At 44.3% G+C, this 11,694-nt stretch carries 13 protein-coding genes; 4 read left to right on the top strand and 9 right to left on the bottom strand.

Going from position 1 to position 11,694, the window contains the following annotated elements; genetic code table 11:
* Positions 1-10: 10 nt before the first annotated feature.
* A complete protein-coding gene (flgJ, locus tag CBI31_RS08650; protein WP_206075480.1) occupies positions 11-1,030 on the top strand; it encodes a flagellar assembly peptidoglycan hydrolase FlgJ in 1,020 nt (339 codons plus the stop codon).
* Positions 1,031-1,062: 32 nt separating this feature from the next.
* On the opposite strand, the gene CBI31_RS08645 is transcribed toward flgJ, so the two are convergent.
* Complete coding sequence (locus tag CBI31_RS08645) at positions 1,063-1,422, bottom strand: hypothetical protein (protein WP_088526008.1); 360 nt, start codon at positions 1,420-1,422, stop codon at positions 1,063-1,065.
* 107 nt (positions 1,423-1,529) lie between these two features.
* On the opposite strand from CBI31_RS08645, the gene CBI31_RS08640 reads away from it, so the two are divergent.
* From CBI31_RS08640 to CBI31_RS08630, 3 genes are all read left to right on the top strand, one after another.
* On the top strand, positions 1,530-1,856 hold the full coding sequence (locus CBI31_RS08640; RefSeq protein ID WP_088526007.1) for a hypothetical protein: 327 nt from the start codon (positions 1,530-1,532) through the stop codon (positions 1,854-1,856).
* A gap of 276 nt (positions 1,857-2,132) precedes the next feature.
* Entirely contained in the window at positions 2,133-2,384 is a 252-nt protein-coding gene (locus tag CBI31_RS08635) for a helix-turn-helix transcriptional regulator (protein WP_088526006.1), read from the top strand.
* Complete coding sequence (locus tag CBI31_RS08630) at positions 2,385-3,680, top strand: type II toxin-antitoxin system HipA family toxin (RefSeq protein ID WP_088526005.1); 1,296 nt, start codon at positions 2,385-2,387, stop codon at positions 3,678-3,680.
* Between the two features lie 102 nt (positions 3,681-3,782).
* Here the strand turns inward: CBI31_RS08630 and CBI31_RS08625 are convergent, their stop codons facing one another.
* From CBI31_RS08625 to flhB, 8 genes are all read right to left on the bottom strand, one after another.
* Positions 3,783-4,022: a hypothetical protein gene (locus tag CBI31_RS08625; protein ID WP_133062492.1), complete on the bottom strand. Its 240-nt coding sequence runs from the start codon at positions 4,020-4,022 to the stop codon at positions 3,783-3,785.
* 111 nt (positions 4,023-4,133) lie between these two features.
* Positions 4,134-5,018, bottom strand: coding sequence for a flagellar motor protein MotD (gene motD / locus CBI31_RS08620; RefSeq protein ID WP_088526003.1), 885 nt, complete (start codon positions 5,016-5,018; stop codon positions 4,134-4,136).
* Complete coding sequence (locus CBI31_RS08615) at positions 5,002-5,742, bottom strand: flagellar motor protein (protein WP_088526002.1); 741 nt, start codon at positions 5,740-5,742, stop codon at positions 5,002-5,004. Before CBI31_RS08615 ends, motD begins: the two co-directional genes overlap by 17 nt.
* Positions 5,724-6,458 (bottom strand): RNA polymerase sigma factor FliA, encoded by a 735-nt coding sequence (locus tag CBI31_RS08610; protein ID WP_088526001.1) that lies wholly within the window; start codon positions 6,456-6,458, stop codon positions 5,724-5,726. Before CBI31_RS08610 ends, CBI31_RS08615 begins: the two co-directional genes overlap by 19 nt.
* A gap of 4 nt (positions 6,459-6,462) precedes the next feature.
* Positions 6,463-6,999, bottom strand: a complete 537-nt coding sequence (locus tag CBI31_RS08605) for a hypothetical protein (protein WP_088526000.1) — start codon at positions 6,997-6,999, stop codon at positions 6,463-6,465.
* Complete coding sequence (flhF, locus tag CBI31_RS08600) at positions 6,992-8,299, bottom strand: flagellar biosynthesis GTPase FlhF (protein WP_088525999.1); 1,308 nt, start codon at positions 8,297-8,299, stop codon at positions 6,992-6,994. Before flhF ends, CBI31_RS08605 begins: the two co-directional genes overlap by 8 nt.
* Positions 8,296-10,374, bottom strand: coding sequence for a flagellar biosynthesis protein FlhA (gene flhA, locus CBI31_RS08595; RefSeq protein ID WP_088525998.1), 2,079 nt, complete (start codon positions 10,372-10,374; stop codon positions 8,296-8,298). Before flhA ends, flhF begins: the two co-directional genes overlap by 4 nt.
* Positions 10,371-11,531, bottom strand: coding sequence for a flagellar biosynthesis protein FlhB (flhB, locus tag CBI31_RS08590; protein ID WP_088525997.1), 1,161 nt, complete (start codon positions 11,529-11,531; stop codon positions 10,371-10,373). Before flhB ends, flhA begins: the two co-directional genes overlap by 4 nt.
* Positions 11,532-11,694 lie beyond the last annotated feature (163 nt).

Genomic DNA, 11,694 nt, shown 5'->3' with positions numbered 1-11,694 from the left:
CAACACCACAATGGCATTGCCTAGTAACTCTATTTCAGCGTCTGATGTCAGCAATCAACTGGCATTAGATACTAATAGCCTATCTAGTCTCAAAAAATCTGCTAAAGAAAATTCTCCTGAAGCTATAAAGGGAGTCGCAAAGCAATTTGAGGCGATCTTTATCAATATGATGCTCAAAAGTATGCGAGAGGCTAGTCCACAGGATGGTGTCTTTAATACTGAGCAAAATAAACTCTACACCTCCATGTTCGACCAACAGTTGAGCCAAAAACTCTCGTCAGGCAAAGGCATTGGCTTAGCCGACGTCTTGGTTAAACAGCTCAGTAAAGCCGCAGGTATACAAACCGATGCGATCAAGCCAGGGGATGAACCCATTAGCTCAAAAGCACTAGGTCTAAATCGATTTGATCCCAATATCAGTTCTAAGGTATCTGCCTATACCTCGGTAGCATCCATGTATGGCAGCACTAAGCCTACTCCCTCATTTATGGATAAGGTCTCCAAACTCTTTAGTTCGCTCGAAGATGCAGGTGACGCAATGGCTTCTTCAGTGGGCAATGCTGTTAAAGAAACCGTTAGCTCATTTACGAACAAAATGTCTAGTTATGCGCAGCAAGCCAGTAATGCTACCGGACTACCAGCACAGTTTATGTTGGGTCAAGCTGCACTAGAAACGGGTTGGGGTAAAAAAGAAATCAAAGGCGCTGATGGTACCCCCAGTAATAATCTATTTGGTATTAAGGCCAGCGGGAATTGGACGGGTAAGACTGTTTCTGCAGTCACGACTGAATTTATCAATGGTGAGAAGCAGACCAGAGTTGAAAAATTTAGAGCCTACGACTCTTATGCAGACTCATTTAAAGATTTCGCGAACCTGATTTCGAGTAACCCGCGTTACCAGAATGTCTTAAACAATCTGAGTAACATCAACAGTTATGCCGATGCAATGGCCAAAGCAGGGTATGCAACTGATCCTGATTACGCTAAGAAGTTGGCTAGCGTGATCAAGCGGGTAGGCAATCCCTCTTAGGGAATGCTTCTGAATAAGTCGCTTTAGTGACTTTATTGCTGCCACTCTTTGAGTGGCAGCAACTGCTCATCAATAAACGCCTCCAATATAAAACGGTCTGCGCCACCGAGATTGGGGTTGATATGCTTATACAAAAGAAAAGTAATCATTTGGATGGCATTTTTACGAAACTCATTCGGAAACATGACATTGACTTGCAGATTCGAGGCTGCCAAGACGCTTTTGGAGTCCAGCGACCTGAGCTCCGGAATCAGCGATTTTTGACCATCCATCATCTTTACCAAAGCAGCCTTGTATTCAGCCCCACTGCGCATCGCATCATTAAAAGCATGGCATAAGAGGCGGGCAGCTCGTTTGTCGGCTACCCTGATTTTGGAGGCACTGGTTTTCATGGGATTTGGGCTATAAAGTCCTGAGATACCGCTTCATTTTAGAAGATGTCATAATGCCATGACTACTGAGATGTAATGCATCTAAAACTATTAAAACTGGACCCTGTATGGCTGCTTTAACCGAATCCGAGCTCATTGAAAGATTATGCAGAACCTTTAACACCCAGTTTTCTGGTAACCGTAATGCCATGCAATCTCTGGCAACGACTATTGAAGTCTCAGAAAATTTACACCCTGGATTACGCGGTCTAAATGGCAAGAATTTTTTGTCCTCATTCACAGATCGTATGAATGTTTGGCACCCAGATGAGGTGAGAGCACTCGTGATTGATATGTTTATTCATTTGGTCAAAGAAAAAATCACTACGGATTCATCAAAACAAGCTCTCAGCAGAGAGATTGACGGCTACTTATTGCCTATCAAATTTTGGTGATGTGAACAGGCTCATTGCAGTTATTCAGGATGAGACTGGAAATGACCTCTTCATGAGACGCAAGATTGAGGGCTAGACTCTCAACGAACTGCATCTTGATAGCCATTATTAAATTGGTGGGTTATTCACTATTAGTTAGTGGTGATATACAGTAATATTTCCCGATCGGGAATATATGCCTATAATTTGAGCAAATAATCTATAAATTTCCCGATCAGGAAATTATGTTGAAAAAATAGGCATATTTGATTAAAATTTCCCGAACAGGAAATATTTATGAGCACATCCATTCAAAATTCAACAGATTTAGGTAGTCTGATCCGTGAAACTCGTAGGCGTTTGAAATTGACTCAACCACAATTGGCGCTCGCCGCTAACGTGGGGGTAAGGTTCATCGTTGAACTGGAGGCGGGTAAACCCACGCTTAGATTGGAAAATATTCTCAGGGTGTTGCAAGCCTTGGGTGGTGTATTAAGCGTAGAGGGCATGGACCCATTTATTGTAAACAAGCAAGAGGGTGCGCGCTAAATGGTTCGAGAACTAAACGTCTGGTTTTTTGGTGAGTGCGTTGGTGTGCTAACTCAAGACGAGGGTTATCTGTCTTTTCGATATTTACCTCAATGGCTAGAATCAAAAAATGCTAAGCCTCTTTCGCACTCTTTGCCTTTAATTCCCGAATCATTTGGCGACAAGATTACAAAACCTTTTTTTGCTGGCTTATTGCCAGAGGGTGAGAAGCGTGCTGCAGTAGCCAGCATCTTAAAAGTATCCAGTAAAAATGATTTTGCATTATTGGATGGTATTGGGGGTGAGTGTGCAGGTGCATTGATTTTATTGGAGCCTGGTCAAATACCTCCTCTAGAAGCGCATGCAAGTGAATCGATAGAGTGGCTTAAGGAAGATCAATTACTTGGAGTCCTAGAGAAGCTGCCGAAGCGACCATTGCTTGCTGGAGAGTCCGGATTAAGACTTTCTCTTGCAGGAGCCCAAGAGAAGTTACCGGTAGTTGTTAGAGAGGTGCAGAGTGAGGTTGCTCGAGGTAATTATTTTGAAATTGGCCTACCAAAAAATAATATTCCCAGCTCGTACATACTTAAGCCAGAGATATCGGATGTGGATGGAAGTGTTTATAACGAAGCCTTTTGCCTTGCCTTGGCTAAGGAGCTAAAGCTAAGTGCAGCTACCGCTCAGATTGGCTGCACAAAAGGTAAAACGTATTTGTTGGTAGAACGATATGACCGTTTTTGTGACAGCAATGGACTATTAACAAGATTGCACCAAGAAGATTTTTGTCAGGCATTGAGTGTGGGTCCAGAGTTTAAATACCAAAATGAGGGTGGGCCATCTATTGTCGATGGATTTGCATTGGTACGTAAGGTCACCACACCGAGTGCCCCTAATCTTTTGAGGCTACTGGACTACATCATCTTTAATTGCTTGGTTGGTAACAACGATGCCCACGCAAAGAACTTTTCATTACTATATGGTCGAAATGGAATTCAATTAGCGCCACTCTATGACGTGTTATCAACAGCGGTCTATCCAGGTCTTACCGATAGTATGGCCATGAAGATTGGCAGCAAATACCGCTTCGATGAATTGCATGCACGCCATTGGGTACAGATGGCCGAATCTGCCCAGTTAGGTGCACCTCAATTAAAGAGGAGAGTACTTGAGATCGCTGATGTATTGCCAGGACTTGCGCAGAGTCTTCACACTCAATTCAAAGCCAATGACTTGGATCACCCAATTCTTGGTCAAATTACTTCATTGATTGAGGGGCGCTGTAAAACAACAATCAAGCGCTTTACTATCAGCGAGTAAATACATGATGACTGGCGGAGATCAATTTTTGAAGTGAGCAATTTTCTCTTGATTAAGCTAGTCGCCGATCAATTAGAAAGGCGAAGAACTTATAGCTCAGTTTTATTTTTTGATCGCCATTTCTTTCATTTTATCCCTCATACCCTTTAGTTCAAACTCGACACTTTCTACGCGGGTGCTGACACTGACCACTTTTTCGCGCGTCGATTCAAAGGCATCAATTGCGTTACGGGCTTCAGCCTGATTTTCCTCAATAATTCTAAATATAGTTTTGATTACTTTTTCTTGCTTATCAATCGCATCACTCAGCTTGACCACAAAAGCAGCAATACCGATCACCATGATGATCAAAATGACAAAGAGGAGGGGGCCGAGTAGATCGAGGAATGACATAGGTTGAGATTATAGCGTCAGTGTGTTTCTGCAGTTACAGATGATTATTGCATCACTATTTTATTGATTCTTGGTTCCCATGGACTGAGGCAGTGTCGATGGTTGCGCTAATTTAGCAGGCGTAATATCAGAGCCTGGTTGTTGACCAGAATCACTTAATAACAAAATAGAGACCCTTCTATTTTTTGCTTTACCCGCCGCAGTGTCATTGGACTCTATTGGTCTGGATGAGCCAAAACCGGTTGCACTCAAGCGTGCCTCACTAATGCCTTTTTGATTCAAGATATTCAGAACAGTAGTCGCCCTGATGGCGGAGAGCTCCCAGTTAGAGTTGAAGGCTTTGGTATTGATGGGTTGGTTATCAGTGTGACCTTCAATATCAATCGCTTGATCACTTTTGGCTAGAATAGGGGCAATTTGGGCAAGCGTATTGAGCGCTGCAGGGCTAGTGACACTAGCTGATCCAGGGCTAAATAAGTAGCTATCAATGATGTCAATGCGCACGCCTTTAGAGGTTTGCATGACGCCAATCTTGTCATCTTCAATCAGCGGTTTTAAAGCCGTAGTCAGGTCTTTTTCAACCCGATTCATCTTCTCCCGCTTGATAAAAGCCATGTCACGTTTGAGTCTAATGAGGCCAAGGGGGTCAATCAAGATAGGGCTTGATTCAGTTTGAGTCCCTGCGATCTCTCCGCTAGGCTTCATTTTGGTATTGATTTTGCTATCACCCTCAGTCGTTTGTACTGGCGCAAAAGCCGATATCAGGGAATTGGACAAGGCATCATACTTTTTCTCATTAATGCTTGAGCTAGCGTACATCACTACAAAAAAGGCAAAGAGGAGGGTGATGAAATCGGCGTAGGATACCAACCAGCGATCATGATGTTCATGATCTTCTGGGCGTTTACGTCGCTTTAAGGGGGGGTTTTTAAAGGAGGTATCCAGACAAACGGTCCTCTATCACCTTGGTATGTTCGCCATAAGCAATCGATGCTAAAGACTCAACTAACATCTCGTATTTTGAGACCTCAAGTTGCAATAGGGTTTTGAGTTTATTGGCAATCGGAATGAACACCAGGTTAGCTAAGCCCACACCGTAAATCGTTGATACGAAGGCGATTGCAATGCCGCTACCCAGCAATGTCGGATCAGATAGGTTTTCCATCACATGGATCAAGCCCATCACTGCTGCCAAAATACCAATTGTGGGAGCATAACCACCCGCAGAATCCCAAATCTTGATCGCATTACGCTCATGTAGTTCATATTGATAAATATCATTGGCGCCAATTTCTTTAATGGTTTGCGGTGGCGCGCCATCAATGGCTAAACGGAGAATCTTTTTCACAAAAGGATCAGGCGTCTCGACCATGAAGTTTTCTAACTTTAAGACACCTTCTTTTCTGACTACCATGCTCCAGTGAGAAATTTCCATTGCCAAAGCAGTGCGCTGATCAATGGGCTCTACAAAGACATATTTGAGTTTGGCAATACCACTACGAAAATTAACGGGGCGACTTTGCAGTAAGACCGCACCAAAAGTGCCAAAGGTCACAATAAAAAAGGCTGAAGGCTGGAGTAGTGATCCAATTCTGCCGCCATCAATCGATTGACCAATCAAAATACCAATGAGTGCAAGTGCAATACCGCCTAGGCTGGCCCAGTCCATAATTTCTCTTTTAAGGTTGCGCGTATCCGAGCGACTGCTTGGCTATGCATTTGGGAAACACGGGATTCAGTGACGCTCATGACGGCGCCAATTTCTTTTAAGTTGAGTTCTTGTTCGTAATACAAACCCATCAACATTTTTTCTCGTTCTGGCAAGGCGTCAATCGACTGCTTGAGGGCTTCTTTAAAGTCTTTAGATAGTAAGCCATTAATGACATCACTTTTATTATTCTGAATAAAGCGATCTAAGAAGTGATCTTCTTCTTCGCCCTTATGGACATCTTCAAAATAAATGAGTTGATGACCGCTACAGTCAGTCAACATCTGAAAGTAATCGGCAATATCAAGCTTGAGCTTTTTGGCAACTTCGCTTTCTGAGGGAGCTCTGCCAAGACTTTGTTGCAAGCTAGCAATCGCTTTTTCAACATCGCGCATTTGCTTGCGAACATTGCGAGGTAACCAGTCTGCATTACGAAGTTCGTCCATGATCGCCCCATGAATGCGCTGGGTCGCATAGGTCTTGAACTGGGCACCTTGGTTATCTTGGTATTTGCCGGCAGCATCTAGGAGGCCCATCATGCCCGCTTGGATCAAATCATCTGCTTCCACGCTGGCCGGCAACTTGGCCTTGATCTGATAAGCCATCTTCTTAACCAGGTCGGCGTATTGATGAACCAGAGTTTCTTTCTGGTCTGTTTTTCCGTCGGCCTTGTACATAATCTTATTGAGTAGGGGCTATACCAAATTGGGTAGTAAAAATAGGGTCTCTAGTAATCATGCGTGTCACAACAAGGGGTGAGTCCATGACGACTGGGCTTACCCAACTGTTGCTAAGTGTACTAAAACCCATGATCTCCAGTTGAATCTGTGAAAAAGCCCGGCTGGCATGCTTGAGGTTGCGAAAGACGGTCTTCGCAGTCTCAGGATTTTGGGCGCTCACGATGATCCCAAAGACCCGGTTTTCAGGGCTTTTCGCCAATAATTTGATGATCCCAAAGGCACGCTTAATAGACTCTGAGCTTTGCGCCAACTTGAGTACGATTTGATGCTGGTTCAAGAGGGCTAGGGGAAGCTCTTGGGTGTGATCCAGACTCATATCGATAAAGTGGATATTGCTCCTATCGATTTCCTTGACCAAATCGGGCAACAGGTAGCCTTTACCTTGGGCTAGCCTCGCACCCAAGCTTTTGATAGCACAAGCCTTGGTAGGCATCAAAATTCGTCTGAGGCCCTCTGCTTGATCGCGTGGATTAAGCATATTGTGCTTGCCCTGATGGCATTACGCTAGATTTGCTGAAAAAAGCGGGCAAGTCTTCTGGTCTGACAATCGAGAGGTGATCGCTAGAGTCTTCTTGTTTGAAGGCTTCTTCAATCAAAGCGATTTTATCTACCAGAGCAATGTCTTCTGGAACGCGCTGACCATTAGTGAGATAGAGTACTTTGAGCTTGTTTTGCAAGATGACATTGATCACGCTTCCCAAGCCAATGGCCTCATCTGCCTTAGTGATGATGCAGCCATCTAAACCTCTGCCAGCAAAAGCCTTGCTGACATTATTGAGGGTATCTAAGGTACCGCTAGCATTTAAGCAAATGATTTTTTTGATATCGCGTGATGCCTCGCAGAGCATATCGAGCTGACTGCTGACCATCTTATCCTTTTGGCTCAAACCGGCCATATCGATCAGAACGAGTTTTTTATCTTGCAACTTCTCTAAAGTTTGTTGTAATTCTTGAGCATCTTTAGCAGCAAACACTTCCACACCCAAAATCTTGCCATAAATGCGTAATTGCTCATGGCCACCAATACGGTAGGTGTCGGTGCTCACTAAGGCAATGTCTTGGTTGCCATGTTTGAGGACAAAGCGTGAAGCAATTTTGGCGATCGTCGTGGTCTTACCAACGCCAGTAGGCCCAAGCAAAGCATAGATACCATGTTGATTCATGATCTCCGCTTCATTTTCTAGAACTTGCATATTCTTGGCGAGTAAGTTCATTGCCCAAGGTTTAGCTTCTTTAGCTGAAAAATCGGACGGTAATTTGCTAATGACGCGTTTAGCTAAATCTAAATTAAAGCCAGCAGATAAAAACTGGCTCATCAAATCACGCTTATTTGGGCTGAACTCGAGGGTGCTATTAGAGAGGGTTTCTAACTGTGCCTGAAACTGGTTGCGCATCTCGCGCATCTCTTTGAGCATCCCTTGAATCTGTGGATGGTTGATGATCTCTACTGGCTGTTCTTTAGGTGCCATGACCTCTACATGAGAAGGTGTCAACTCCACAGGAGTGGAGGTCACCTTAGAGCTAGATCTACCATTAAGTAAATCAACGGTTTCTTGTACCTTTTTAGCTTGCAAGGCTTTTTCTGCCTTTTCCTTAGCACTGCTGACGCTGTCGAGTAGCTTGGAGCCTGGAAGGGTGATCGATTCACTGCGTGCCAAAATTTCGGTCCAGCCGTTAATTGAACGATTAGAAATAATGGTAGCATCTTCACCAAGCTCTTCTTTGACTTGCATCAAAGCCTGACGAGTCGTTTTGGCTAGAAATTTTTTCATGGTCATACTGAACCTCCAATTAAGTTGGCAACGCGGATAGTTTTAGAATCTGGTAATTCTTCATGAGACAGCACACGTAAGTTAGGAGTGACTCTCTTCAAAAATTTGGCTAAGGTAGCGCGTAAGGGTGAAGCAACGAGCAATACCGGAGAATGTCCATTTCTCTCTTGCTCTTTAGCCGCTTCATTGGCTTCATTGGCGAGGGTTTTGGCAATGCCGGGCTCAATCGAGCTATTGTCACCAGAACCCGTGACTGCTTGCATCAATAAACGCTCAAGATTGTTCTCTAATGAAATTACTGACATCTCATTGCTATTAGGGAAGAGTTGCTGCGTAATCGCACGACCCAATTTCACTCTGACTTTGGCAGTCAGATCAGCGGGATCTTGAGTATGAGGTGCATATTCAATCAGCGTTTCCATAATGGTGCGCATATCGCGGATCGTGACACCTTCAGCCAAGAGGTTTTGCAGTACTTTTTGCACTACTGAGATGGTGAGTAATTTTGGAATCAGGTCTTCAACCAATTTTGGTGACTCTTTGCCGAGTAAGGTTACTAATTGTTGAACCTCTTGATGACCTAATAGCTCTGAAGCATGCATGCCCACCACATGATTTAGGTGAGTAGCAATTACGGTGCTGGCGTCTACAACGGTATAGCCTTTACTTTGTGCTTCTTCGCGTAGTGAGTGATCAATCCAAGTAGCTGGTAAGTCGAAAGCAGGGTCTGAAGTGACGGGACCAGGTAATTCACCGGTGACATTGCCAGGGTTGATCGCTAAGAACTGGCCGTAGTGAGATTCGCCTTTAGCAATTTCAACGCCCTTGAGTTTGATTACATAGGCGGAAGGCTTGAGATCTAGGTTGTCACAAATATGCACAGGCGGGGTTAAGAAACCCACATCTTGAGCAAACTTTTTACGCAAGGCCTTGATCCGCTTAATTAAATCGCCACCATGGCGTGCATCGACTAGCGGCACTAAGCGAAAGCCGACTTCAAGACCCAAAGCATCAACTGGCATGACATCATCCCAAGTCGCATCGATAGACTCTTGCGCCACTTCTTCGCTGGCTTTTGTCTCTGACTCCAGCAGTTTTTTGGTTTGACTCTTCAATGAGTAAGCAATACCGCCAAGGGTGGCTGCAAGCAATAGGAATGCCAAATTGGGCATGCCAGGAATGAGACCCATGCCGCCAATAATGATGGCGGTGATATTGAGAACCTTGGGATTAGTAAAGAGTTGCTTGGTCAACTGTGTACCAATATCTTGATTATTGGCTACGCGCGATACCACGATACCAGCAGCAACAGAAATAATGAGTGATGGAATTTGCGCGACTAAGCCATCACCAATGGCTAGCAGAGTGTAATTTTTTACCGCATCACTAAAGCTCAAATCATGCTGGAGCATGCCGACAATCAGGCCGCCCAAAATATTAATGACGATGACGAGGATGCCCGCAATCGCATCACCACGCACATATTTAGAGGCACCATCCATAGCACCATAAAACTCTGCTTCTTGACCAATTTCAGCGCGGCGGCTACGAGCTTCGTCTTGTCCAATCAGGCCTGCATTGAGATCAGCATCAATCGCCATTTGCTTACCTGGCATTGCATCTAAAGTAAAACGAGCACCCACTTCAGCAATACGACCAGCACCTTTGGTAACCACCGTAAAGTTAATGATGGTCAAAATAATGAAGACCACGATACCGACAGCGTAATTACCGCCAATCAGGAAGTGTCCGAAAGCTTCGATTACCTTACCAGCCGCTGCAGGACCGGTATGACCTTCCGTTAATACTAAGCGGGTAGAAGCCACGTTCAAGCTCAAGCGTAACATGGTGGTGACTAAGAGTACTGTTGGAAAGGCTAAAAAATCCAAAGGCTTGGAAGTTTGTAGGCCAATCATCAATACCAAAATAGACAAGGCAATATTGAAGGTGAATAAAAGATCTAAGCCAATTGCCGGTATCGGCAAAATCATCATGGCTAGCAACAGCACAATGATGATAGGACCCGCAACAGTCTTGCTGTTGAGGCTTTTAAGAGAGTCTAAAAATTGTGTGAAGTTCATGATGCAAGCTCAAGTTGCTTACTGCTAGATAAAGGATCTAATTCATCGGGCACAACAATGTTGTGCGGTTGAGTTGGGTAAGCACCGCTGCGACCATTGAAGTTCTTGACCTGGAATACAAAGGCCAAAATCTCAGCAACCGCGAGGTATAAGGATTCTGGAATTTCAGCATCAAGCTCCGTATTAGCGTAAATCGCACGCGCAAGCTTAGGTGATTCCAGGATCAAAATTTCATGTTCTTTGGCAATCTCCCGAATCCGAAGCGCTAAGGTATCCGTACCCTTTGCTAACAGCATTGGTGCTCGCATATCACCTTCTTTATATTGAATGGCAACCGAGTAGTGCGTAGGGTTGGTGATAATCACATCTGCTTTTTGCACATTGGACATCATGCGGCGGCGTGACATCTCTCTTTGTTGTTGACGAATCTTGACTTTGATTTCGGGGTTGCCGTTACCTTCTTTAGATTCTTGTTTTAATTCTTGACGGCTCATCTTGTGTTTCTCAGCGTAGCTATATAGCTGATATGGCACGTCGACCAAAGCAATGGCTACCAAAGCACCCACAATAAAAATAAATGACTGCACAAGAAATAAACCGGTCTTTGCTAAACCCACTTCTACTGGAATGAGTGAGAGGGTGATCAGCTCAGCAAAATCAGCAGCAATAACGTAATAGGCCACTATGCCAATGAGCGTTGCCTTGGCGATGGATTTAAAGAGTTCTACTAAAGAATTTTTAGAAAAGAGATTGCCCATACCTTTGATGGGATCCAGTCTTTCAAAGTTAGGAACCAATAAGTTGGTACTGAAGTTCCAGCCGCCTACCAATACTGGCGCTGCTAAAGCGGCAATGGTTAAAGCAAAGCCTAATGGAGCAAAGGCGATTAATAAGTCGATGATTTGATCGGATAGGCGCCCAAGACCTGCTTCAGTATTAAACGCTAGTCTGCTATCAAAGGTCAGACCACTACTTAAGAGATCTTTAAGGGAGGCGTTTAGGTGCGACCCTAAGCCCCAAACAGATAGGCCGGCAGTAAACAGCAAGACGCAAGTTGCCAATTCCCTTGAGCGAGGAACGTCACCCTCTTCGTACGCTTTTTCTAGTCGCGTCGACGAGGCCTGTTCTGATTTTTCTAAATCGCTTTCTTCTGCCACCGCTACACCTTAAAAAGGATTAATTTGCTGATAAATGATTTTCAGCGAGCGGGGTGTAAATGAATTGCTGGAAAAGGAGGGTGAACCCCCCTTAATTCAAGCTTCTAAAACTTGGATTATTAGCAATAGATAGCTAAAAACACCGGTTTTAGTCAGATTTTTG

Origin of the sequence: Polynucleobacter campilacus (assembly GCF_002206625.1) — a bacterium.
Taxonomy (GTDB): domain Bacteria; phylum Pseudomonadota; class Gammaproteobacteria; order Burkholderiales; family Burkholderiaceae; genus Polynucleobacter; species Polynucleobacter campilacus.
Note: the sequence above shows the minus strand (reverse complement) of the source record. Positions and strands in the feature narration are given on the sequence as shown.

Bases quoted from the DNA above. Each gene is read 5' to 3' on its own strand.
- flgJ (WP_206075480.1), top strand. From the start codon at position 11: ATGGCATTGCCTAGTAACTCTATTTCAGCGTCTGATGTCAGCAATCAA.
- flhF (WP_088525999.1), bottom strand. From the start codon at position 8,299: ATGACCATGAAAAAATTTCTAGCCAAAACGACTCGTCAGGCTTTGATG.
- CBI31_RS08605 (WP_088526000.1), bottom strand. From the start codon at position 6,999: ATGCTTAATCCACGCGATCAAGCAGAGGGCCTCAGACGAATTTTGATG.
- CBI31_RS08610 (WP_088526001.1), bottom strand. From the start codon at position 6,458: ATGTACAAGGCCGACGGAAAAACAGACCAGAAAGAAACTCTGGTTCAT.
- CBI31_RS08615 (WP_088526002.1), bottom strand. From the start codon at position 5,742: ATGGACTGGGCCAGCCTAGGCGGTATTGCACTTGCACTCATTGGTATT.
- flhA (WP_088525998.1), bottom strand. From the start codon at position 10,374: ATGAACTTCACACAATTTTTAGACTCTCTTAAAAGCCTCAACAGCAAG.
- CBI31_RS08645 (WP_088526008.1), bottom strand. From the start codon at position 1,422: ATGAAAACCAGTGCCTCCAAAATCAGGGTAGCCGACAAACGAGCTGCC.
- CBI31_RS08635 (WP_088526006.1), top strand. From the start codon at position 2,133: ATGAGCACATCCATTCAAAATTCAACAGATTTAGGTAGTCTGATCCGT.
- CBI31_RS08625 (WP_133062492.1), bottom strand. From the start codon at position 4,022: ATGGTGATCGGTATTGCTGCTTTTGTGGTCAAGCTGAGTGATGCGATT.
- CBI31_RS08630 (WP_088526005.1), top strand. From the start codon at position 2,385: ATGGTTCGAGAACTAAACGTCTGGTTTTTTGGTGAGTGCGTTGGTGTG.
- CBI31_RS08640 (WP_088526007.1), top strand. From the start codon at position 1,530: ATGGCTGCTTTAACCGAATCCGAGCTCATTGAAAGATTATGCAGAACC.